The organism is Streptomyces sp. RKAG293, assembly GCF_023701745.1.
In the GTDB taxonomy this organism is placed as follows: domain Bacteria; phylum Actinomycetota; class Actinomycetes; order Streptomycetales; family Streptomycetaceae; genus Actinacidiphila.
Window position 1 is genome coordinate 3,030,039 of record NZ_JAJOZB010000001.1, and the last position, 22,891, is coordinate 3,052,929.

Here is a 22,891-nt window from a genome sequence, read left to right on the forward strand (position 1 = left end):
TGCCTCCTGATGACTACGGTGCATCCACCCTACGACGCCACGGGCGGCACAGCCCGGCGAAGCATCCGACGGCGATCAGCGCGCAGACCAGCTGGACCACCGCCATCGGGACCGCCGTGTGCTCCCCCGCGATCCCGACCAGCGGCGAGACGACCGCGCCGATGAGGAACGAGGTCGTGCCGAGCAGGGCCGACGCGGAGCCGGCCGCGTGCTTGGTGCGCATCAGCGCCAGCGCGTTCGTGTTGGGCAGCGCCAGACCCATGGCCGACATCAGGACGAACAGGCCCGCCGCCATCGGGACGAGCCCCACCCGGCCGAACATCCCGGACGCCATCACCAGCAGCGCCACGGCGGCCAGCGTGATGACCGCGAGGCCGACGCCGAGCGCCTTGTCGAGGCTGAACCGGCCGATCAGCACCTTGCCGTTGAGCTGGCCGACCGCGACGAGACCGACCGAGTTCAGGCCGAAGAGCAGGCTGAAGGTCTGCGGGGACGCGCCGTAGATGTCCTGCACGACGAAGGCCGAGGCGGAGATGTACGCGAAGAGCGCGGCGAAGGCGAAGCCGCCCGCGAGCATGTAGCCGGTGAAGGCCCGGTCGGCGAGCAGCCCGCGCATCGCGGAGAGCGTCTCGCCGAGGCCGCCGCTGTGCCGGTCCGCCGGGGCGAGGGTCTCGTCCAGCTGCCGCCAGACCAGCAGGGTGAGCAGCACGCCGATCACCGTCAGGACGCCGAAGACGCCGCGCCAGTCGGTGAGCCGCAGCACCTGGCCGCCGATGACGGGCGCGATGACCGGGGCGACCCCGGAGACGAGCATGAGGGTGGAGAAGAACCGGGCCATCTCGACGCCGTCGTACAGATCACGGACGACGGCACGGGCGATGACGATGCCCGCGGCGCCCGCCAGGCCCTGGAACAGCCGGAAGGCGATCAGCAGCTCGGCGCTGGGCGCGAAGGCGCAGACGGCGGTGGCGATGACGTAGACCACCATGCCGGCGAGGAGCGGACGGCGGCGCCCCCATTTGTCGCTCATCGGCCCGACGACCAGCTGCCCGAGCGCCATGCCGGCCAGGCAGGCGGTGAGGGTGAGCTGGATGGTCGCGGCCGGGCTGTGCAGCGCGTCGGTGACCTTCGGCAGGGCCGGCAGGTACATGTCCATGGAGAGCGGTGCCAGCGCGGTCAGCCCGCCCAGCACCAGCGTGACGAGCCACCCGGTACGGCGCTGCACGGCGAGCCGTTGCGCGTCGGATATTCGCGCGTCGGCGCTCGGGCCGGCTTCCTGCATGGGGCACCCCCGATAATCGTTGAAACCTTGCCTATCCTTTCAGGCATTCACACGTGGTCGAGACCTGATGAGGCGGACGCATGGTGCACGGCGGGCACGACGAGCATGGCGCAGACGGCGGACACGGCATAGAAGGCGTTTCCGGCTCGTCCGGCGCATCCGGTTCATCCGGCTCGTCCGGAGCTGGGGGTGGCGCTGTGGGCGGCGCCGTGGGCGGCGCGGGGGGCGTGGGCCGTGACCGGCCGATCCGGTGGGGGATCCTGGCGACCGGCGGCATCGCCGCCACCTTCACCGAGGCCCTGCTGACCCTGCCGGACGCCGAGGTCGTCGCGGTGGGCTCCCGCAGTATCGGCTCCGCCAAGACCTTCGCCGACCGCTACGGCATCGATCGCGCCTACGGGAGCTGGGCCGAGCTCGCCCAGGACGACAGCCTCGACGTCGTCTACGTCGCGACCCCGCACTCCGCGCACCGCACCGCCGCCGGGCTCTGCCTGGAAGCCGGCCGCGCCGTGCTGTGCGAGAAGGCGTTCACGGTCAACGTCCGCGAGGCCGCGGAGCTGACCGCCCTCGCCGCCGACCGCGGCAGCTTCCTGATGGAAGCGATGTGGATGTACTGCAACCCGCTGATCCTGCGCATGGCCGACCTCGTACGGGACGGCGCCATCGGCGAGATCACCACCATCCACGCCGACTTCGGGATCGCCGGCCCGTTCGCCGCCGACCACCGGCTCCGTGACCCCGCCCAGGCCGGCGGCGCGCTCCTCGACCTCGGCGTCTACCCCGTCTCCTTCGCGCACCTGCTGCTCGGCGAGCCCGACACCGTCCGGGCCACCGCCCACCTCACCCCGGAGGGCGTCGACGACAACACCGGCATCGTCCTGGGCTGGGACAGCGGCGCACTCGCCCTCCTCAGCTGCTCCATCACCTCCGGCACCCCCGTCACCGCCTCGGTGACCGGCTCCACGGGACGCATCGAAATCCCGCACGGCTACTTCCACCCCGACCGCTTCACCCTCCACCGCGACGGCCACGAGCCCCGGGAGTACCTGCTCTCCGAGGTCACCGACGTCCCGGAGCGCGACAGCCTGCGGCACGAGGCCGCCGAGGTCATGCGGTGCCTGCGGGCCGGCGAGACCCAGTCGCCGCTCGTGCCGCTGGCGGGGACGCTCGCCGTCATGCGCACCCTGGACGCCGTCCGCGAGCAGATCGGGGTGCGGTACCCGGGCGAGTGACGGATCGCTGAGGGTCGTCGGGCTCTGTTCGCGGGGCTTTGTTCGTGAGGCTCTGTTCGCGGGGCTCTGTTCGTGAGGCCCGGGATCCTCCGGAGGGCCCGGCGCACGGCGCCCGGAGAATTAGGATCGGGTCCATGGCTGAGTTGCTGACGCACGACGGGACCTGGACGTTCGACGACAAGGTCATCCGTATCGTCCCAGGCCGTGACCGGGGGGTGCACAAGCTCCGGCAGACGCTGGGCGAGGTCGCCGTGCCGCTTCACGCGGTGGCCGGCATCGCCTACGAGCCGGGCCGCAAGGGCGGCAGGCTCCGCCTGCGGCTGCGGGACGGCGCCGACCCGCTCCTGTACGCCACGGGCGGCGGCCTGCCGGACGCCGCCGATCCGTACCAGGTGGCCGTGGACCCGGACCGTACGGGCGTCGCCGAGTACTTCGCCGACGAGGTGCGCAACGCCCTGCTGCTGGACCAGGTGCCGACCGGCCCGACCGACTCCTATCTGCTGCCCGGCCCCAAGGTGCCCCTGTCGGCGAGCGGCGGCGACGGTGCCGCGACCTTCGACGGGGACCGGGTGGCCATCACCTGGAACTGGATGGCGGAGGAGGGCAAGAAGTCGGCCGGCGCCCGTGAACTGGCGCTCGGCGACCTGGCCGGGGTGGAGTGGCGCCCCAACGTCGGCCTGGAGAACGGGCATCTGCGCTTCCGCGTCAAGGGCGCGCAGGCCACCACCCAGCCGCCCAAGCACGACCCCAACAGCATCGTCCTGTGGGGCCTGAAGAAGGAGCTCGGGCACACCGCGCTCCTCGCCGCGGCCGTCGCGGCGCGCCTGCCGCACCCTTCCGACTCCGGTCAGACGGGCCAGACCGGTCAGACCGGCCGGCGGCCCGAACTGCTCGCCAAGCCGCCGGTGCCGGCGCCCGAGGACGCCGTCCCGGCGCAGGTCACCGACCACGCCGAGGACCCGGACGCGCTGCTGCGGCGGCTGCGCGAACTGGGCGACCTCAAGCGCGACGGGATACTGACGGACGAGGAGTTCACCGCCGCCAAGTCCGCCCTGCTGCGCCGGTTCGGCTGACCGTCGCCTTCTGCGCCCACGGGCTTGTGCCGGCTACTGCGCTCCGTGGCCCGGGGCGATGGCCGCGATGCGGGCGGCCAGGCCGAAGTCCTTCGCCGTCAGCCGGCTGCCGGCCGAATGCGTGGTGATCGACACGCCGAGCGTGTCGTATCCGAGGGTGAGATCCGAGTGGTGGTCCAGCTCGGCCTGCACCTGCGCGATGTGCACCGCGAGGATCGCGGCGGGCAGGTGCGCCAGCCGGTACGTACGGACGAGAGCGGTCCCGTCCGCGGAGAGTTCCCAGCCCGGGAGTTCCGCGAGACGGTCGGCGATCTCCTTGTCGGACAGCGGGTCGACGATCGGCATACGGCCTCCTGCGGGACGGTGGTCACCTTCGGGTCGGCGCTGATCTCCATCCTCGCACCGCATACCCTGCGATGCCATGAGTGAGATCCAGAAGGTGGCAGTGGTGACGGGCGCCGGATCCGGCGTGGGGCGCGCGGTGGCGCTCGCGCTGACCGGAGCCGGCTGGTCGGTGGCGCTCGCGGGCCGCCGTGCGGAGGCGCTGGAGGAGACCGCCCGGCTGGCGGCGGCGCAGTCGGACGGGGACGCGGGGGCGGCCGGGGACACCGGAGCGCTGCCAGGCGGCCGCACCCTCGTCGTGCCCGCCGACGTGACCCGGCCCGAGGACGTCGACCGGCTCTTCGCGTCGGTGCGGAACGGTTTCGGGCCGCTCGGCCTGCTGTTCAACAACGCCGGGATGTTCGGGCCGCCGGTGCCGCTGGAGGACCTCACGTACGAGCAGTGGCGCTCGGTCGTCGACGTCAACCTCACCGGCGCGTTCCTGTGCGCGCAGGGGGCGTTCCGGGCGATGAAGGAGCAGGACCCGCAGGGCGGCCGGATCATCAACAACGGCTCGATCTCGGCGCATGTGCCGCGCCCGAACAGCGTCGCGTACACCTCCACCAAGCACGCGGTGACCGGTCTGACGAAGTCCCTGTCCCTGGACGGCCGCGCGTACCGGATCGCCTGCGGCCAGATCGACATCGGCAACGCGGCGACCGAGATGACCGCCCGGATGACGACCGGGGTCCAGCAGGCCGACGGCACGACGGCGGTGGAACCGGTGATGGACGTGACCGATGTGGCGCGCACGGTGCTGCACATGGCCGGGCTGCCGCTGGAGGCGAACGTGCAGTTCGCGACGGTGATGGCGACGGCGATGCCGTACATCGGGCGCGGCTGACCGGCCGGACTCCGCCGGACCGCGGTTTGTTGACTATTCGTCAGCAAAGCTGTTCCGCTCTCAAGATCCTCGCGCTACGGTCCCGCTCCCGACCAGGAAGGGGATCCCCGTATGCGGACCGGAGCACGCGCCGCCACCGCGCTCACCCTCGCACTCGTCCTCGCAGGACCGCTCGTCCCCGCCGCCCAAGCGGCGGGGACGAGCCCTCCGGCAGCCCGAAAAACCCAGGCGTACGCGCCGGCCCCGGCCGCGGCGCACAGCCGGGTGCTCACCGTCCCCGGCACCGTCAACGCCCGGGACACCGGCGGCTACCGCACCTACGACGGCGCCACCACCCGGTGGAAAACCCTCTACCGGACCGAGAGCCTGGCCAAGATCCCGCCGGCCGGCGTCACCGCCCTCGCCGGGCTCGGACTGCGCGCCGTCATCGACCTGCGCAGCCCCTCCGAGGTCCAGGCCGACGGCGCCGACCGGCTCCCGGCCGGGCCGGTACCGGTCGCGCTGCCCGTCGACGACACCGGCCTGTACCTGTTCATCGCGCAGGTCGTCGGCAGCGCCGACCCGGCCGCCCAGGAGGCGGCCCTCGGCGGTAACCGGGCGGCGCAGCGGATGCGGACCGCCTACCGCGGCTTCGTCACGTCAGCGGCGAACCGCGCCGCCCTCGGCGCCGCGATCCGCCGGATCGCGGACTCCACGGGCCCGGTGGTGGTCCACTGCACCGCGGGCAAGGACCGTACGGGCGTACTGATCGACACGGTCCTGCGGGCCGTCGGCGTACCGCAGTCCACGACCACCGCCGACTACCTGCTCTCCAACGACCTGCGCGCCGCCGCCGACCGGGCCGTACGCGACCAGGTCAAGCAACTGGGCCTGATGCAGAACCCGGACCTCCTCATCCCGCTCCAGGAGGTCAGGACGGAATACCTCGCGGCCTTCCGGGACCAGGCGGAGCACGACTACGGATCCTTCGGCCGCTTCCTGACCGACGGCCTCGGCCTGGACCCGGCGACGCTGGTACGGCTGCGCCTGCGGCTGGTCGCCTGACCCGCAAAAGGCCCGGGAGGGGCCCGGGAGGGGCCCGGGAGGGGCCCGGGAGGGGCCCGGGAGCGGTCCGGGAGGCTTGACCAGGCTCCGGGAACATCGTGGCGGTGGTCGTCGTTGGTGCAGGTCATGACGTCGATTCACGGCACCGAGGTGCTTCGCTACACCGCCTTCTCCGACGACCCGGCCGGGGGCAACCCGGCCGGTGTCGTCCTGGACGCCTCCGGCCTCGGCGCGACGGAGATGCTCGCCGTCGCCGCCGAGGTCGGCTACTCGGAGACGGCCTTCATCACCGCCTCGCAGGGGCGCTCCCTCACCGTCCGCTACTTCAGCCCGAAGGCCGAAGTGCCGTTCTGCGGCCATGCCACGGTCGCCACAGCGGTCGCCCTCGGCGAGCGGATCGGCGCGGGTGACCTGCTGTTCTCGACGGCCGCCGGCGAGATCCCGGTCACGGTCGCACCGGACGCCTCCGGCGCGCTGCGCGCCACGCTCACCAGCGTCGAGCCGAAGGTCGAGGAGATCCCGGACGCGGCTGTCACCGAGGCGCTCGCGGCCCTCGGCTGGCCGGCCGCCGACCTCGATCCGGCCTTCGCACCCCGGATCGCCTACGCCGGCGCCCGCCACCTCGTGCTCGCCGCCGCGACCCGCGAGCGGCTGGCCGCGCTCGACTACGACTTCGAGCGGCTGGCCGCCTTCATGCTCAGCCTCGACCTGACCACCGTCCAGTTGGTGTGGCGCGCCTCGGACTCCGTCTTCCACGTCCGCGACCCGTTCCCGGTCGGCGGCGTCGTCGAGGACCCGGCCACCGGCGCGGCCGCGCTGGCGCTGGGCGCGTACCTCCGCGACCAGCGGCTGGTCACCGCGCCCGCCGTCCTCACCCTCCACCAGGGCGACGACCTCGGCCGCCCCGGCGTCCTCACCGTCGAACTGCGTGCGGACGACCCCCGCATCCGCGTGAGCGGAACGGGGGCCGCCATCCCGGCCTGATCTTTCGTCAGACCGCGTTCTCCCAGGGCCAATTGGCGTCGCGCCCGGCCTCGAGCAGCGGAACCATGCGGAACGCCGCGTCGGTGAGCCCGCCGAACGTGTGGCGGTTCGCGCCACCCGACGGCGCGTGGCCGGCGCGGTAGCCCGCGAGGTTCCAGGTGTACATCGGCACCGTGGCCGGGATCGCCACGGTGACCTCCTGGGTGTCCGTACCGGCCTGCTCGTCGGTGACGATCACCACCCGGTCATGCCCCTTGAACTCCTGTCGCAGCGCGGCGGCGGTGTCCGTGCCGCCGCCCAGGAACCAGCCGCCGTCCTTCCACCGGCCGACGGCCTTGAGCAGCGACTCGCCCCGCGGCTGCGGGAACGCCTTGGTGCGCGCTCCCGGCTTGTCGCTGACGTAGTAGCGGGCGCTGGAGAACGACACGACATCGCCGCCGGCACACCGCTGTCCCAGCGCGATCCCGAACAGCGCGGCCGCGTCCCAGCGCATCAGCGTGCCGTCCCGGGAGAAACCGGCCTCCATGGACGAGCTGGTGTCCACCATGACCAGCGTCCGGCCGCCCAGCACCGGGATGTTGGCCAGCGACGCGGTGAGCGCCTTCTCCAGCGCGTACCCCCAGCGCAGCGACGGTGCCGCGTTGTACGCCGAGTAGAACCGCATCGGCAGCTGACGCGACCGCGCCACCTGCTCCGGGTCGGCGAGCCGCTTCGCGACCCCCTCGGCGACCTCGTCACTCACCTCGGCCTCGTCGAAGTTGCGGAGATTGCGCAGCAGCGCCATGTACCCCATGGACGGGATCACGGCCTCCCACGCCGCGGCGTCCATCGGCCCCTGCAGCCACCCCGCCAGCGCCTCCCACGTCATCCCCGCCGCCGCCAGCCGCGCCGCCCCGTCGGACCCGGTCACCAGCGCCCGCCGCTCCGCGACCGGCACCGCCATCAGCGCGCGGTGCGCGGTCAGCGTCCGGTTCGACGCCGGCGGCACCGCCGTGTCGGGGTTGTGCCGGCGGTCGAGCGCATAACGGAACAGCTCGCCCTGCCAAGCCTTTCCGGCGTCCGGCGCGGCGTGCACCAGATTGAGGATGTCGCCGAACCGGTAACCCTTCGACGCGGTGTCGTACTTCAGCAGCGACTTCCCGCTGTAGAGCCGCTGCACCGAATCCGCGATACCGCGCTTGACCGGCTTGGGCACATTACGGCCGTACCGAGCGGTCCAGTACGCGAGCAGCTCACCGGGCTCGTCCGGCCGCCGCAGCACGGAATCGACGACGGCCCGGTTGGAAACGCCGGAAGTCGCCGTCTCGCCCGTCCCGTTCTCAAGCCGCACCTTGACGAATTCCGCGGCCCCGACAATGGCCGCCGTCCGCATATTGCCGTCCCCCCGCAGCCACCCGAGCAGCGCCGCCGTCCACCGCGGGTCCTCGACAGCGAGCTGCCGGACCAGAGCCGTGAAACGGTCGTCACGCTGCCCGCCCGTCTCGTAAAAGGACTCCTGCCCAACGAAGTTCGCGACCGCGAGCAGGAACAGCTCGCTCTTGGCATCACGCAGATATCCGGCCCCACCCTGATGCGTAACGCTCCGCTCCCCCGAGCTGGCCACGGGCGAGACGACGGACGGCTTGGCCGTACGGGTATTGAAACGGGACATGAAGAAACCCCCCATAAGGAGGGGAGGCGCCACACACCGGACCTGCCGGTGCTGTTGCCTCCCGAGATCAGTCTTGGCGGCGGTCGAGGGGATTTGAACCCCACGCGTGAACGCGTTTCAACCAGAGAAGTAACCGTCGCCTTCGCACCGGGAGGTGCAGAGAACAAGCGTCCAGAGATCAGAGTCGGCTGAGGTGACAATGTGCTCTACCAACTGAGCTACACCGGTCTCACAACCGGCGACGGGACTCGAACCCGCGACACCACCATTACCATTGGAAGTAACCCCGGCCTGCGCACCTGGACATGCCCGACTCTAATGACCAACCGCCGGGGTTTCACCAGGTTTTCCGACGCCCCAGCAGCCCGCGAGCCATCACACCACGGGCCGGGTGGGATCCTCTTCCTGCACAGGGACCTCACCGGCAGCCACAGCAAGCGCAGCGCCAGCAGGCGAAGCATCGTGCTGCGCCCGGGGCGGCGGGGCGACGCCGGTCATGGCGAGATCCGCCATCGTTTGTGTCCCCGAGCGATATGGCGTTCAGCGGTTGATCGTCTGGACTTCTCGCACCGTGACGTCCTGCGGCGTTCCAAAGGTCCCTTCCGGGAGGTCCTTCGGATTCGCCTGGCCGGTGCCGGTCCAGCTGATGTGCCAGGTGACTGTGGCCTTGAGGTGGTACGAGCCGGTGCTGTTCGTGGAGCGCAGATACGTCACCCCGCACGGCGGATTACCCGTGGCGCCTGCCGCATAGGGCGTGCCGACATGTCCGTTGGCATCCAGCGGGCAGTTTCCGGACCCCGGGTAGACCGTGGCGTCCGGCGTGCCCGGGTCGATGTGCATGCTGACCGGGGTAGCGGTCGTCGTCGCCGAGATTCCGTAGTCGGGCAGATAGGCGGTCACCGACACCGGGTGGAACTGCTTACCGTTCAGCCACACCCAGGTTGGCAGATTCACCGTCTGGTTGCCGGCCGGATTCATCGTCGCAGCGCCCTGCGGAATGAGGATCTGCGCATACGCCAGCTGCGCCAGGATCGCCGGAGTCACTGCGTTCGGATGCCCCGCCGGGGCGGGCTCGCCCTTGTCGACCCAGAAGGGCTCATCGGTACAACTGAACGCCTTCGGATCGGCATACCGCGAGGGGTCGGCGTACCCGGCCCACCAGAATCCCTTGCCGGCCTTGTCCGCATTGAAGTTCGTGTACGGGTGACCGTCGACGTAACGGTCACGCTGCGCGTTGACCCACATATATCCGACGGACGGTTGCGACCAGACGCCCTCGGACGACGCCTTGAGCTGGTCGGGGGTGTACATGGGCTGATACCAGCAAGCCGGCGGCGCCCATGTCCCCACGGGGGTCAGCGGCCCGGCACCGTCGCCGCTACCGTTGTGACCCTTGTTGTACTGGACTCCGACGGCTGCCGCGATCGTTCCTTTGCCCGGATCGGTCGTGCCACCGCCGACATTGCCGATTCCACCACCGCCACCGGCATGGGCGATGCCCGGCATCAGAGCCAGCAGGGACAGTGCCGAGAAGACGATGGCGGCCTTCGCCCGCAAGGTCACGGCTGGCACTGCTTGGCTCCCCTGACCGACCCCACGTTGTCAGTCTGCCAAACGCCCTGCTGGTTCTTCTTGAGGTGCGTGTTGTAGAGCACGTAACTATCAGCGGTCGTCGGAGTGTTGTCAATCTTTCCGGTCTTTCGATGCTTCAGGAATTCCTTGCTCTCATCGGAGCAATAGATCACCGAAGCCGAGCCATCATCAAGGATGGCCGCCTTGCGATGGAAGAATCGAACCTCCCCCGTCCAGGTAAAGCCCTTACTCAGAGCACCCTGAACGAAGGCGAGGGAAGACTCCAACCCCTTTCCGCTGCCGTAAAATCCCAAGGCTTTGGTCTTCGTGGTTCCCTGGAAAATGGCGTCGTCCATCGACTCGACCCAGTGAGCATTGTCGGCCAGCACCGCGTCCTTGACCGGATCTCCGGTGTGTTGGCCCTCGAAAACGTCCTTGGCATCTGCCGGAAACGTGACCACCGGACGTCCGGCCACGATCGTGGTCGTAGGCGCCGCCGAGGCGGATGGTGAGCCCGTAGGTACACCTGCGATCTTGTCCGAAGTCGTGGAGTCACTGCCCCCGCAGGCGGACAACAGCAAGACGGCGGACGTCGCAACGCTGACAGCAGCGAACGCGGTGGGGACACGCATGATCGACAAGCTCCCGTTTCGGTCGGCGGACACCGCCGGACCGGACTCATCAACGCGTCTCACCTGCGCCCCGTGCCCCGCCCACAGCCCCGTACTCAGAACCCATGACACTACACATGGGTCATACGGGGCACGAGAGGGCCTCCGTGAGCCACGCGGAGTGCTGTGCGCGCCCCGGCTGCGCCTCACGGAGGGGCGGGCATGGCACACGGTCACGCACCGGTCCGTGCTGAGGCTCCGCGCCAATCGGCAGGCCTTCGAACCGAGTTCAGCACCAGCAGGCTGGCTTCGACGACCGTCGCACTCCCGAAAACACCCTTTGACCAGCGGGGCGGTACAGGCGGCGGACGAGTCGGCCTGTACGCCGGGTTCATCGGCCACACCGTTCTGACCTGCACCTATGGAGTTAGAACCGGTTGTGACCTGCTAGGACGGGTTGCAGAGGCAATCGGAGGCAATCAGAGCCAATCGCTCTGGTTCGACCCCGATTCGACCCGACGCTCAGAGGCAATCAGAGGCAGTCACTCTGCTTGGCCCTGATCGTCGCCCTCGGTCGAGCCGCGTTGGGGACGTCTGCCTCCCATGGTGCCAGACACACCGAAGCCCTTTCAGGACGGCAATCCTGGAGGCTTCGCTGGCACCGTTCGGAGGTCGGTTCCGGATGCCACCCCTGGTTTAGCCGGCCTGGGTGAGCATCCTCGTCCTTGCGGGACAGACCCACATGCCACACGGCACACCTCCACCGCTCGATCACCCCCTCGGACTCCATCAGTTGCCCCAGGCTGCTGCTGACCTGGTCCTGCACGGTGATCTCACCGGCAAGTACGCGGTGGGCAGCTACAGCAAGCTCAGCGCCGACAAACGGAGCGTCGTGCTGCGCCCGGACCGGCAGGGCGAGTCCGATCATGGCCACCGGATCACCGCGGCCATCGCCTGCCACGTCGCTCGCCTCGGCGGAACCTTCGACCAGCTGATGCACCTGCTGATGCCTCCCGACCACCAGGGCGGCCACCACGCCCGGACCATCGAGCTGCGTTCTGGTCACGCTCGGGCCCGCGACTACGTCCACCGCGTATGGGCCAACGCCTGCTCGGCGATCAGCAGCAGCGTGGCGGTGGAGTCCCGGCACCATGCCCACGAAGACCTCGCGTCCCTGCGCGACCGGATCGAGACCACCCCATGGCGCGGCGAACGTGGTCGTACCGCCTTGCGGGTCCTGCGAGCCCATCTGAACTTCGCCGAGACTGCCGGGGGTCGCCAGCATGCCGCCAGTGAACGACAGGCAGCGGAAGAGGCGGGGATATCCCGCCAGACCCTGCGCAGGGCCTACGAAGGCGTACTGAAGCCGGGCGGGTGGCTCCGCCGACTGCGCGTGGGTCACGGCATCGAAGGCTCCACCTGGTACCTCGACGACGGCCACGCACACCGGACCGTTTCCTCCTCGTCTCATTACAGGACCACTCAGTTCCCCCCCGACCGGGACCTTGAGGAGTGGTCCGCCCCTGAGACAACCGTGACGGCCGACATCGACTCCACCGTCATCAGCCGCCTCATGGGCCACGACGCATTCGCCCACCGCGGTCTCGGTAGTCCCGGCCTGATGGTCATCGGAGCACTCCACCTCAGGCCCGGCCAGACCGCCAAGGAACTGATCACCACTGCCTCGGTGTCCCGCGCTACCGCCTACCGGACCTTGCAACGCCTAGCAGCCCACGGCGTGGTCCACCGAAACGGTACGACCTGGGCCTTGGCGCCCCATGCCCTGGAGAGCATCAGCCAGTCCCACGCCCAAACTCCTCTCTCGGAGAGGCAAGCGGAGTGGAGTTGGGACCCCATCGCCCAGCACTACGCCACCGCAGGCATCGCGGCACAGCGCAAAGCCCTCCACGCCACCGAGCGCGTGGCCTATCGGCAACCACTCGAACAGCTCTCGGAGCACCGCAGCAAGGCCCTGGTCATCGTCCGCGACGGCCGCCAGATCTTGGTGCCCACGCCACGCGGCGACGACATCCCGCCCGGGTGGCAGCTCCCCGGTGGTGCAGTCCTCAACCCCACTACCGGCCGCATCGCCCCGGAGTGGCGGGTCGCCACCGACGGCCGCCTCATCCTCATCACCCCAGCCGATCAGCGCACCTACGACGAGTTGGTCGCCGCACACGCCGAAGCCGTCAACGAGTGGGAATCCGCCGCATGAAACCGCTGCCCCGTCACGCGCAGGAACGGCGCCAAGAAGGACTCGACCTACGCACGCGCTACGACGCGGGTGCCACGGTCCGCGAACTCGTCGACGGCACAGGGCTGTCTCAGGGCACGGTGGTGAACCGCTTGCGGGCCGCAGGAACCGTGATGCGCACGCCGCAAGAAACCCGCCGCCATCGTGGTGCCGCTGCGAGACGCACCCTTCTCGCCGCTGGACTGCGTACCCGCTACGAGCAGGGGGCAACTCTCGGCGATCTCGTGACCCAATGCGGCCGATCCGCCCGAACGGTCCGCCGCCTGCTGCAGGAAGCCGGAGCCACCCTTCGGACGCCGCTCCAAGCACGCCAGCTGCGGAAGGCCACCGCCGCGTTTGTCCGCCACCAGCTGATGGCCGCGCTCCGAAGTCGCTACGAGGCGGGGCAGTCGGTCCCCGCGCTGGCCGCCGACCACGGCTGCTCCGTGACCACGATCTACCGCCTGCTCCGCACGGCCGGCACACCAATGCGACCCCCGCAACGCCCGGGTCCGCAGGGCCGGCGAGCGGGCCGTCCGCCCTAAGACCGCCGGAACCTGCCCCGCGCATGCGGCTCACCCAGGGCCGTCGCCACCCGTGACGACGGGGCGCACGTCGACCTGCCCGTCCACCCACACATTCCAGGAGCTTCAGTGATCATCGCCTATATCAGCCCCCGTACGAGCGGCAAGACCACCTCCGCCGGATGGCACGCTCACGCCCTCCATGAGCGCGGGTATCCGGTCGTCGCCTTCGAGGCCGACTACAGTCGCCAGCTCGCGGAGTGGGACGTGCGCTCCGGCGGATTCCCGTTCCCAGTCCAGCAGCAGGCCTCTCCCCTATTCCACAAGAACGTGCCCCCGGCCATGCGCCCCGAGCAGATCGGCATTGTCGACTGCGGACACGCCGAGGACCACCGCAACATCGTCCAGTCGGTACTACGCGTCACCGACCTCGCCATCCTCAGCACCGCCCCCACCACCGCGGACATCGACCGCATCGAACGCCTCCCCATGCGCGAACTGATCGACGACGTCGACGTACTTCGCCCCGACGGCAACCCACCCCCTACCTGGGTCCTCCTCAACCGCACCACCGCCAGCGCCAAAGCCACCGGCCAGTACCGCAACTACCTCCGCGAAGACGGCTGGAACGTCTTCACCACCACCATCCCCAACCGCCAGATCTACGCACAGTCCATGCTCGAACCCGTCACCGCCCGCGGATCCGCATACGACGAACTCGTCACCGAGATGATCGATCGCGGCCTCCTCCTCCCCTGGACGGGAGAGCTGCGATGAGCGGCCAGGACCGCGCCGCCGCACTGCGTACCCGACGCGAAGAACAGCATCTCGGAGGCAGCAACAGCCCAACGCCCCACCGGACGACCGAGCGCCCTGCCGACTTGGTCATCACCGCCGACATGATCGCCGCCCCGGTTGCGGTCGACGCCTCCGGCGAACTCACACCGGACGAAATGCATCAGCTCGGGGTTTGCGAACGGGCCGTCGAGAACCTTGCCACGGCGACGTGGCTCGCCGGCAAAGCCCTCCACACCATCTGCAACCGCAAGCTCTACCGCCACACCCACACCCGCTTCGACACCTACGTCGAAGAACGCTGGGAAATCAGCGCACGCGCCGCCTACCAAATGATCGAGGAATGGCCCCTGGCCGAACGCCTCACCCAGACCATGGGGGAACCCGCAACCGCCTCGCACACCCGCGCGCTACTCCCCGTCGTAAGACGCTTCGGACTCACCGCCGCAACCGACCTCTACCAACAGATACGCGCACGCGCCGCAGCAGAGGACCGCCGGCTCACCGCCACCATCACCGGCCAGATAGTCCGACTGGTTCTGAAAACCGCAGGTTGGCCAGCCGAGGAAACCCAGTTCCAGGCAGCAACTCGTCAACTCATGAGCGCCGACGCCCTTCCACTCACGACGGGCAGCCGGGCAGAACGGCACGCCCTCACCACAAGCACGACGAGGCCTCAACAGCCACCCTCACCAACTGTGCAAAATTTTGCAGATAGTCACGAGGAGGTCACGGCCAAGCCTGCTGCTTCGATGGCAGGATCCGATCACGATCGCGTCCAAACTGCGAATGGCTTCCTGGGCGATCTCGCCTCGGAGAACATGCTTCAGAGCATCCTTGCTCGGGTCATTGCCATCGAAGGGGACATCAGTACAGCCGCCCTATCCGGTTCGGCCAACGTCGAACACGGCGGTCTGTGTCGAGCGATCGTTGAGCGGCTAACCCACGCGGCCGAGACATTGCGCGCTGCTTCAGGCTGAGCAACCTATGCGGCGCTCCCCACCTTTGGGGCCGACCCATCGACACCCACAGGTCGGTCGGTCCCAAGGTCCGGCGCTCGGATCAGGTCCAACTCGTTGAAGTGCAGGTCGTGGTCCGTCCGTGAGGGGCGTGCTCTCGCACGCTCCGGCCTGTCTGTCGTCCCTCGTCCCGCACGTGCCTTCCGCGATCGGATGGCTATCTCCTGGCCCTGCGGGCGTGCGGCGGGGATGAGTTCGCCCCGTTCAGAAGTGCTTGCCCTCAAGCGGTGGGCGACGGTATCTCTGCTGCGCGCAGGGCGCCTTGGGAAGGAAGTACCGGACAACGGACCGGCGAGGTAACAGTTTGCTGCCGGATTGGCTTCGAACCAAAGGGAGTTGAGGAACAAGGTTGCCTGGCATTTCCCGTCGTCGGAGGAAATCGGTCAACGCTTCGTCGTAGCCGCCAACGCCCGGGCCCCCGCAGGCGTCGAAGGTCAACGAAATCGCATGGTCAGTGGTGGGCAGTGAGTGCGGTACCCCGGGTGCGTCGAAGCCCCAGCTGTGCGGGGTGGGATGGCCGTAGCGGGCAACGATCTCGTCACGGGTCTCTGGGAGGCCCGTGGCGGGCAGTCCGCTCGCAGGCGCCGTGCTCGCCACGGGGTTCACAGCCGTGGCGAGTGGCGTGTCGGGCGTGGCCGGGCCGTCATTGGTTCGGCCGTATCAGGTCCGCGCAACCGGCGAGAGCGAACCCTGCCACGGATGCCAGAACGGCCCGCCGGCTGCGCTTCATTGTTTTCCTCATCTGTCACAGCGACCGTTGTTGTTGCGATGGCGCACTGCGGGAATTAGATGTGCGTCCGGCTCGCCGTCGCAGATTTGCGTTCCCGAAGGAAATGTATTCCGGCTACTGCCCATGCGACGAAGAGTTCAGCGGCGGCAGTCTCGATGAAGCCGTTCATGCGGTCTCCGCTGGCGATGAACTCAGCAAGATAGATCGCCCCCTGCAGGCTTCCGAATGCGAAGAGAAGGACGGATGCGGACAAAGCACGGGGGAGTTTCATCATCTTTGCACCTCTACTTTGGCAGGTCTGGTGATTCAGGCCTGGCCGGCGCCCGTGGGGCGCCGACCAGGCCGTTAAGCGATGAGATTCAACTGTCTAGCAGGACTGCGAAGCAGGATAGTAGTACCAGTACGGAACCCCGTTTATCCAGCGTGCGCTGGCATAGAAGTACAGGCACTTGCCTCGCTCTTTTGCTCGGTAGGCTTCCCACGTGATCCACGCCGCGACAGCGCCGATGATGTACATGATCGTGGCGGCGTATCCGCCTACCGCTGCGGCGAGGAAGGCATACAGCGTCAGGGCGTAGGGACCTTCGTTCGCTATTTTGTTGGTGCCCCAGCGATTGAAGGTGAAGCGCACGGACGCTCCGACATGCCAGCCCCATCCCCACCAGTCCCAGAAGGACCACACATGCGATGAAACCCTGCCCCACGAGGCGTAAAGGGTTTTGTAGTGGTTCCACCGTCCGTCGAGGTCGACCTTGTTGACGGGATCAGCGCCCGTGTACTCGTAGGCGTTGGCGTTACCTCCGGGTACCGGGTCGACCGACAGGAAACGGCCGGTGGAAGCGTTGTACAGACGCACCCCCATCAGCGTGAGTCCTGTCAGGGTCTCGTCCGAACGCTGGGCGCCGCCGAGCCACGCGTAGCGGACGGCAGCCTGGTTCGTCCGTACGTTGCCGTACTCATCGGAGTCGAGTACCACGGGGGCTTGTGACGTGTCGACAGGCAGCGCAAGAGCGATGTCGCCGTGCAGATTCTGCAGTTCCAGCACTGTGCCGCCCGTGGCGGTGGTGACAGCGGCCAAACTGCTGTCCGGACCGGCCACGTTGCGTGTGAGCGTCCCAGGCGATGAGTTCTCCACGGTCCAGCGCGGGCTGTCGGAGTCGGATCCGTAGTGGTTGACCTTGGCCGCCGTCTGCGTCCACGTGCCGGTGGCATTGGATTCCGTGGTCCAGGAGCGGAAACGGAAGTTGGAGTCCAGTGCCCAGGTCTGACGGGATGTTCCAGCAGTCTGCTGCTGCACGAGGTCGTTGGCGAAGTACGCCAGGCTGGTTCCGGGCAGGGCGGTAGTCCGGCCGAATGCGTCGTACGTGTACCCGGTGTTCACCAGCCTGTCGGCAGTGTCGTAGGTGTAATTGGTTGTCGTTCCGCCGGTGGTGGCGCAGTCGGCGTTGGGTGCGCCCACTGCCGTGGCGAGGGTTTTGCGGTTGGTGTTCTTGTCGAAGGTGTAACCGCGGGTGGTGCAGACGGCGTCAGTGCTGGTGTCCTGGACCTGCGTCAGGCGTCCGGTCGCGTCGTAGGTGTAGTTCTGCGAGGCGGTGACTCCGGGGGTGCCGGCGTGCGTGGCCCACCGGCCCTGGGCGGTTGCGGTGACGCTGTCCGAAACCAGAACCAGGGCGTCGCTGTCCCGCGTGTAGGTGCGGGCGGTTGCAGCCCCCGTGGGGTCGCGTCCCTCCTTCATGGTGTAGCCGCCGGGCAGCCCTTCAGCGATCATTCCGCCGTCGGAGTCGTAGGCTGCGGTGAAGCTGCCGGCCACGGAGTCGGTCACCTTGGTGACCATGCCCCGCGGGTCCACAGCGGTGTCGTAGGTGTAGGAGGTCGTGGACGGCACCGAATCGGTCACCGAAGTGGGCCGGTCGAGGGCGTCGTAGGAGGTCCTGGTGCTTCCGCCGTCGGCGTCGGTGTAGGACATCGGGCGGCCGAGGCCGTCGTAGGTCTTGGTGATCGTTCCTCCGGTGGAGGAAGTCTGGGTGAGCGGCAACCCGGTGATGGAGTCATAGGCGGTTGTGACCGAAGGTACCGCGGTGCCGATCCCCCCGCTGACGGACAGTGTGGCGGGGCGTCCGGCGTTGTCGTAGCTGGTGGTGGTGGTGCGGGTCACGGAGTTCGCTGTTTCGGTGACCTTGGTGGTCTGGCCGAACAGCCCGAACTCCATCGTCTTGGTGGGCAGCTCGGTGGGGTTGCTGCCCCCGCCTGTGATGGCGGCCGCCGGTCCGGTCTGGCAGATAAGGTCTGCCCATTCCGGACGGCCGCCGCACGGGGCTGCCCCAGTGCCGGTGTAGTACGTCGTCAGCGTGGTACCGGCGTCGGTGCCCGAGGACGCCGGTTGACTGGTCTTTGTCACCTGACCCTGGCTGTTGTAGGCCGTCGTCGTGGTGAGGGCAAGCCCGGAGGGGTCTTCGGTGCTGCTGACGGGCTCGTCCTTAACCCAGTCGTACGCAGTCGACGTCACCTGCGGGTCGGCCAGGAGGTCGGGCCACGCGCGCGCCTGCGCTCCGGTCGTCTTCTTCGTGGGCTCGTTGGCCCCGTTGGCCGTGCCGTCCGTGGGGCGGCCGGAGTCGTACTCCGTCACTGTGTGCTGCCGGCCCGTGACCTGGGTGCCGGCGGAAGCCACCGTGGTGGTGCCGCTGATCAGGTTGGCGGACAGCGTGATCTGGTGCAGCGGTCCGTAGGTGTCTGTCTCACGGACCCCGGTGCCGTCGAAGACCGAGGTGGTGGACAGCAGTTGTGCGCGCTCACCCGTTGACAGTGCGTTGATGCCCAGGTTGGTGAGCTGCGTGATCTGGGCCGGGGTCGTGCCGAGGGCCAGTTCACGGTTCGCCGCCGTCAGGGAGCGGACCGCGTTGGCGTATCGGTCGTACTCGGTGACCGCGATGTGGTGCCCTGGTGTGGCATCGTCAACCCCGCGGCCCGAGGCGTCGAGATAGTGGATTCCCGCTCGCGCGTAATCACCGGCGCCCAGGGTGGTGCCGTCGCTGGAGGACGGCACCTGGTCGGAGGGAAAGATCGCGGTGGCATCGGTGGGCAGGTCGCTTTGACCCCAGGACGCGGTCGCCGCAGACCCGAGGTCGTTCGGAGCGCTGGCACCGGTCAGCGGGACGCCGTAGACGAGCGTGGTCGTGGCGGTGCCGTTGGTCTGCGTGGCACTGCCCGGGGTCAACGTCGGACGGGAAGCCGACAGGAGCATGCCCGCACCAGCAGTCGGGCTGGACCCAGCCTGGCCGTACACGAACGTCCACGGCAGCTGCCCGGGGGGCGTCAGAGTGGTGACGCGGCCGTTGGTGTCATAGCTGTAGGAGGTCTTGAGCGCCGGGGAGACACGGGGGTCCCAGGTCTCCCGAAGCCGGCCGCTGCTGTCGTAGGCGTACTGAGCCACCGTGGTGGCCGTGGAAAGCGTCGCGCCTGGAGCCGTCGCCCACAGCTTGACGGCGGACACCTGATCCTTCACATCACCGAAGGTGGACCCTGAGGCTGTGGTCGCCGAGGCGTAGATGAATTGCAGGATCCGGCACCCTCGGGTGGACGGATCTGCCGCGCAAGCGGCCAGTGTGGTGGCGGTGCTGGACGCGATGACCTGCTTGGGACGCGCCAGGGTCTGACCGCCCACGGTCACGGCCTCCGAGACCACCTGGGTGGTCGAGGTGGCCAGGCCGTTGGACAGCGAGCTGGTAACCGTCCATGCGGTTGCGGCCGGCGCAACCTTGGAGAAGACCGTCACCGTTCCCTGGGTGTCCGAGAGGGTGAAGTCGCCGGAGGTGAACGCTCCCTTCAGCGTCAGGTTTCCCGCTCCGGTTTCAGGGACCCAGCCGGTGTTCGCCGCGTTCGCGGTGAACTTGATCGTCGATCCCGCGCTGGTCAGGACGTCAAGAGAAGTGGCAGACGTCTTGCGGATGCTCGTGTAGTTCGACGCCGTCACTTCCGCCGTGGTGCCCGACAGCCATTCCTTGCCGAAGATGGGCGACTGGCCATCGGTGGCACCACCGGCCTGCGGGGAGCGCGAGGACGCTGACCGTGCAACCGTCATGCCGAAGAAGGTGGCGTCGGTGGCTGCCAGGGTGTAGTCACCGGTCAGGAGGTTGATCGCTCCTGGGCCCACGCTGGTGGTCGTGGCACCGTCCGCTGTGCGGTCGACCACGAGGTCGATGGAATCGGATGTCGCGCTCACCCCACCAGCGCCGGTGAAGTCGGCTTTGAGCTGAACGGCCCCGTCGGGATTGACCGTGGAGGTGGCGTTCCAGGCCAGGTTGGGGCTCTTGCCGGCGGTCAGAGCCACGGGCCAGGAGGTCAGCGCAGTACCCGCGTTGGTGACGTCGCCGGCCGGGATCGGTGCCCAGGCGTCGGCGTCGCCGCGGCGCCAGGAGAACGTGACCGCGTTGTACTTGGAGCTGTCGGCTTCCGCGGTCAGCGGGACACGGGCGGCAGTTCGGGTGCCGTCATCGGGCAGGGTGACGCCGCCGGGTCCGACGTGGAAGGTATAGGCGATCGGCTCGGACTTGTTCTCCGCCTTGTCCGTGGTGCGGACCTGGAGGGTGTTGGTGCCGGCCTTGGCCGGGGTGACGTTGAAGTTCACCGGGGTGGTGGTACCGCTGGTGGTGACCTTCGTCCAGGTGGTGCCGTCCAGGGACCACTCGATGCCGCTCTGGTCACCGGCAGGGGGAGTTGCGGTGAACTTGCCGACCTGGCCGGCGCCCTTGACCCAGGCCGCGGACGGGTAGTCGGTGGAGGTCACCGACGCCGGCGCCGACGGCGCGGAGGTGTCGACGGTGAAGTTCGTCCATCCACCCCAGCCCACGCTGTAATGGGTGCCGTCGTAGGAGGTGGAGCGGAACTTGTACGACTTGCCGTTGACCAGCAACCCGGCCGGCACAGTCACCGATGCCGGCTGCCCGGCAGGCACGAACGGCGAGGTGACGTTGGAGCCGACCTGGGTGCCGGTGGCGTTGTCGTAGACCTGGAAGGTGGCGTTGACCTTGTCATTGTTGGGATCGGCAAAGGTGTCCCGCAGTACCGGTGTGACGGTGTTGGTGTACCAGGTGCCCGCAGCATCCTTGAAGAACGGCGGACCTGCCTGCGGGTCCGTGCCGTTGCGCGGCCGGTAGTTGTAGGTGACGACCAGCTTCGGCGGATTGGACGCCGCGTTCGCGGAGTTCACCCGCTTCCACTGCGCGACAACGGTTTCGCTGGAAGCGCGCAGGCCCATGCCGGACGTGGCGTTCTTCAGCGACGCCCAGGTCTGAGCGAGGGTGGTGACGTCGGCGTTGATCCACCCGTCGGGTGCCGCGGTGCACGAGGGGTTGCCGCGGGTCTCCGTCGAGGTGGCGGACTTGGTGTGCCAGACCGGCTGCGCCGGCCAGCGGGTGGACGTGGATGCCTTATCGGTGTCCCATACCTCCCACGGGTACGCCGCACAGTCCACGTTGTTGCCCGCGTGGAAGTCCCACAGGCTCAGCTTCGCACTCGTCACCAGGGCGTCCGCGAACGGTGCGGTGTTCCAGGTGATGAAGGAGCGCGCGGTACGGGGTGTGCCGTCGGTGTTCGTGGTGCCCGGGTTGCCCAGGTCCAGCTCGGTATCGGTGGACTCATCGACCGTCACGCCCTGCTGGGCGTAGGTGTCGAAAACGTTTCCGAGGGTCGCGGTGGACGGGTCAACCGTGACAGGGAACTTCGTCTTCGGATCCGCCAAGAACTTGGTGTCCGGGGTGAAGACCAGGTCGACCGAGCCCTTGTCTGCGACGACCTTCAACGCCACCGGTGCCTGGTGGGTGTGCTCGCCGGAGACCGGATCGATCTGCGCGTCCCACATGGTGGGGGCGGGCATTACGGCCCGCTTGTTGTTCTTGGCATCGGTGAACTGCAGACTGCCGTCGGCGAGCTGCTTGACGCTCAGGCCCTTGGTCTTCAACGGCAGCGTGTAGGCGAAGCCCCCTGCGGCGGGCCGCTGGGCGATGTCGACGAACTGCTCGAAACCGGTACGGGTGGCCTCCACGACCAGGTTCGCGCCCGGAACGGCGTTGACATACGTGGCGCGTGTCCCGCTGAGTGTCGGCTTGGGCAGACCGCCCTTCCACTGCAGGGCGATCTGCTGATCACCCGCACCCAGCGTTACCAGATCACGAGCGGGCGCGGTGCCGGCATCGGTCAGCGAGCGGGCTGTGGTGCCGCCCCCACCGGCCAGCTTCAGACCCCGCGGGTGGGCCTTGGGCGCCACGCTGCCATCACCGTTTTGCACCAGGTCCAGATCGACAGGCCGCCACTGGCCGTTGTCCTTGAACCGGATCGGGCCGGCCGACACCTCCGTCGTCAGCGAACCATTCGCGTTCACCCACGTCGTGGAGGTCTCCGACCGCTCCGAGAGCGCCTCCACCTGCTTACCCGACAACCGCGCCGCTACCCGCGCGGAGGGGATGTCCGCAGCGGTCGTCGCGTAGTGTCCGGCCGTCTGCTGGGGAGCGGTCTTCTGCGGCGCGGCTATCGCTGCGCTGGTGCCGTCCAGCAGTGTGACAGCCATCGCGACCGCCACGGACACAGCTATGCGCCGCGTCCAAGTACCCCCCGGATTGGGCCAGGCGCTGCCACGCCAAGCCCTTATCCCTCTGGCTCTCATATGTCCCTACAGTCTGTTCCGGGCCCATGACTTGAGCCACTCAGGCGAACCGTAGCGAGGCCAAAATGATGCTTCGTGCTCCCAAAGCGGACTTGTTGATCTTTACGGGACCCGCACATACGGAATCTTTACTCAGCTACTGGAACCGACCCTTGCGGCAGGCGGATCAGGGAACGATCAGTACCGAATCGGACACCACGACTGTCGAACCGACACTGCGGCTACCCGCAGTAGCTGCCGGTTACCGCGCGACCTGGC

General features: G+C 68.6%; 16 protein-coding genes. 9 read left to right on the plus strand and 7 right to left on the minus strand.

Features of this window, described 5'->3' with window-relative positions:
* Positions 1 to 13: 13 nt before the first annotated feature.
* Complete coding sequence (locus LNW72_RS13430; protein WP_250975622.1) at positions 14 to 1,282, minus strand: multidrug effflux MFS transporter; 1,269 nt, start codon at positions 1,280 to 1,282, stop codon at positions 14 to 16.
* 197 nt (positions 1,283 to 1,479) lie between these two features.
* On the opposite strand from LNW72_RS13430, the gene LNW72_RS13435 reads away from it, so the two are divergent.
* Both LNW72_RS13435 and LNW72_RS13440 read left to right on the plus strand, forming a co-directional pair.
* Positions 1,480 to 2,514 carry a Gfo/Idh/MocA family protein gene (locus LNW72_RS13435; protein ID WP_250975623.1) on the plus strand — a complete coding sequence of 345 codons (1,035 nt, stop codon included), beginning with the start codon at positions 1,480 to 1,482 and terminating at the stop codon, positions 2,512 to 2,514.
* A 134-nt stretch (positions 2,515 to 2,648) separates the two neighbouring features.
* A complete protein-coding gene (locus LNW72_RS13440) occupies positions 2,649 to 3,587 on the plus strand; it encodes a DUF4429 domain-containing protein (protein ID WP_250975624.1) in 939 nt (312 codons plus the stop codon).
* A gap of 33 nt (positions 3,588 to 3,620) precedes the next feature.
* Here the strand turns inward: LNW72_RS13440 and LNW72_RS13445 are convergent, their stop codons facing one another.
* The gene (locus tag LNW72_RS13445; protein WP_250975625.1) at positions 3,621 to 3,932 is read right to left on the minus strand and encodes a 4a-hydroxytetrahydrobiopterin dehydratase; all 312 of its coding nucleotides are present in this window, start codon (positions 3,930 to 3,932) and stop codon (positions 3,621 to 3,623) included.
* Between the two features lie 76 nt (positions 3,933 to 4,008).
* Here LNW72_RS13445 and LNW72_RS13450 point away from each other — a divergent pair, with 76 nt between their 5' ends.
* The 3 genes from LNW72_RS13450 to LNW72_RS13465 all read left to right on the plus strand — a co-directional run bounded on the left by LNW72_RS13450 (position 4,009) and on the right by LNW72_RS13465 (position 6,840).
* The gene (locus LNW72_RS13450) at positions 4,009 to 4,812 is read left to right on the plus strand and encodes an SDR family oxidoreductase (protein ID WP_250975626.1); all 804 of its coding nucleotides are present in this window, start codon (positions 4,009 to 4,011) and stop codon (positions 4,810 to 4,812) included.
* Between the two features lie 111 nt (positions 4,813 to 4,923).
* Positions 4,924 to 5,856, plus strand: coding sequence for a tyrosine-protein phosphatase (locus tag LNW72_RS13455; RefSeq protein WP_285369547.1), 933 nt, complete (start codon positions 4,924 to 4,926; stop codon positions 5,854 to 5,856).
* 126 nt (positions 5,857 to 5,982) lie between these two features.
* Entirely contained in the window at positions 5,983 to 6,840 is an 858-nt protein-coding gene (locus LNW72_RS13465; protein ID WP_250975627.1) for a PhzF family phenazine biosynthesis isomerase, read from the plus strand.
* A 7-nt stretch (positions 6,841 to 6,847) separates the two neighbouring features.
* Here LNW72_RS13465 and LNW72_RS13470 read toward each other — a convergent pair whose 3' ends face one another.
* From LNW72_RS13470 to LNW72_RS13480, 3 genes are all read right to left on the minus strand, one after another.
* Positions 6,848 to 8,491 (minus strand): TROVE domain-containing protein, encoded by a 1,644-nt coding sequence (locus LNW72_RS13470; protein ID WP_250975628.1) that lies wholly within the window; start codon positions 8,489 to 8,491, stop codon positions 6,848 to 6,850.
* Between the two features lie 540 nt (positions 8,492 to 9,031).
* A complete protein-coding gene (locus LNW72_RS13475; RefSeq protein ID WP_250975629.1) occupies positions 9,032 to 10,054 on the minus strand; it encodes a hypothetical protein in 1,023 nt (340 codons plus the stop codon).
* Entirely contained in the window at positions 10,051 to 10,695 is a 645-nt protein-coding gene (locus LNW72_RS13480) for a hypothetical protein (protein WP_250975630.1), read from the minus strand. The genes LNW72_RS13475 and LNW72_RS13480 overlap by 4 nt, the downstream gene beginning before the upstream one ends.
* Positions 10,696 to 11,467: 772 nt before the next feature.
* Between LNW72_RS13480 and LNW72_RS13485 the strand changes: the two genes are divergently transcribed.
* The 4 genes from LNW72_RS13485 (at position 11,468) to LNW72_RS13500 (ending at position 15,206) form a co-directional block, all read left to right on the plus strand.
* Positions 11,468 to 12,889 (plus strand): MarR family winged helix-turn-helix transcriptional regulator, encoded by a 1,422-nt coding sequence (locus tag LNW72_RS13485; protein WP_250975631.1) that lies wholly within the window; start codon positions 11,468 to 11,470, stop codon positions 12,887 to 12,889.
* A 152-nt stretch (positions 12,890 to 13,041) separates the two neighbouring features.
* On the plus strand, positions 13,042 to 13,452 hold the full coding sequence (locus tag LNW72_RS13490) for a helix-turn-helix domain-containing protein (protein ID WP_250980139.1): 411 nt from the start codon (positions 13,042 to 13,044) through the stop codon (positions 13,450 to 13,452).
* A 108-nt stretch (positions 13,453 to 13,560) separates the two neighbouring features.
* On the plus strand, positions 13,561 to 14,208 hold the full coding sequence (locus tag LNW72_RS13495) for a plasmid partition protein (protein ID WP_250975632.1): 648 nt from the start codon (positions 13,561 to 13,563) through the stop codon (positions 14,206 to 14,208).
* Complete coding sequence (locus tag LNW72_RS13500; RefSeq protein ID WP_250975633.1) at positions 14,205 to 15,206, plus strand: hypothetical protein; 1,002 nt, start codon at positions 14,205 to 14,207, stop codon at positions 15,204 to 15,206. Before LNW72_RS13495 ends, LNW72_RS13500 begins: the two co-directional genes overlap by 4 nt.
* A gap of 824 nt (positions 15,207 to 16,030) precedes the next feature.
* On the opposite strand, the gene LNW72_RS13505 is transcribed toward LNW72_RS13500, so the two are convergent.
* Positions 16,031 to 16,249, minus strand: coding sequence for a hypothetical protein (locus LNW72_RS13505; protein WP_250975634.1), 219 nt, complete (start codon positions 16,247 to 16,249; stop codon positions 16,031 to 16,033).
* Between the two features lie 93 nt (positions 16,250 to 16,342).
* Positions 16,343 to 22,537: a DNRLRE domain-containing protein gene (locus LNW72_RS13510; protein WP_250975635.1), complete on the minus strand. Its 6,195-nt coding sequence runs from the start codon at positions 22,535 to 22,537 to the stop codon at positions 16,343 to 16,345.
* Positions 22,538 to 22,891: the final 354 nt, after the last annotated feature.

What these genes read in the sequence shown, in the direction of transcription:
- LNW72_RS13430 (WP_250975622.1), bottom strand. Translation starts at nt 1,282, where the DNA reads ATGCAGGAAGCCGGCCCGAGCGCCGACGCGCGAATATCCGACGCGCAA.
- LNW72_RS13440 (WP_250975624.1), top strand. Translation starts at nt 2,649, where the DNA reads ATGGCTGAGTTGCTGACGCACGACGGGACCTGGACGTTCGACGACAAG.
- LNW72_RS13445 (WP_250975625.1), bottom strand. Translation starts at nt 3,932, where the DNA reads ATGCCGATCGTCGACCCGCTGTCCGACAAGGAGATCGCCGACCGTCTC.
- LNW72_RS13450 (WP_250975626.1), top strand. Translation starts at nt 4,009, where the DNA reads ATGAGTGAGATCCAGAAGGTGGCAGTGGTGACGGGCGCCGGATCCGGC.
- LNW72_RS13455 (WP_285369547.1), top strand. Translation starts at nt 4,924, where the DNA reads ATGCGGACCGGAGCACGCGCCGCCACCGCGCTCACCCTCGCACTCGTC.
- LNW72_RS13465 (WP_250975627.1), top strand. Translation starts at nt 5,983, where the DNA reads ATGACGTCGATTCACGGCACCGAGGTGCTTCGCTACACCGCCTTCTCC.
- LNW72_RS13470 (WP_250975628.1), bottom strand. Translation starts at nt 8,491, where the DNA reads ATGTCCCGTTTCAATACCCGTACGGCCAAGCCGTCCGTCGTCTCGCCC.
- LNW72_RS13480 (WP_250975630.1), bottom strand. Translation starts at nt 10,695, where the DNA reads ATGCGTGTCCCCACCGCGTTCGCTGCTGTCAGCGTTGCGACGTCCGCC.
- LNW72_RS13490 (WP_250980139.1), top strand. Translation starts at nt 13,042, where the DNA reads ATGCGCACGCCGCAAGAAACCCGCCGCCATCGTGGTGCCGCTGCGAGA.
- LNW72_RS13500 (WP_250975633.1), top strand. Translation starts at nt 14,205, where the DNA reads ATGAGCGGCCAGGACCGCGCCGCCGCACTGCGTACCCGACGCGAAGAA.
- LNW72_RS13505 (WP_250975634.1), bottom strand. Translation starts at nt 16,249, where the DNA reads ATGATGAAACTCCCCCGTGCTTTGTCCGCATCCGTCCTTCTCTTCGCA.
- LNW72_RS13510 (WP_250975635.1), bottom strand. Translation starts at nt 22,537, where the DNA reads ATGGCTGTCACACTGCTGGACGGCACCAGCGCAGCGATAGCCGCGCCG.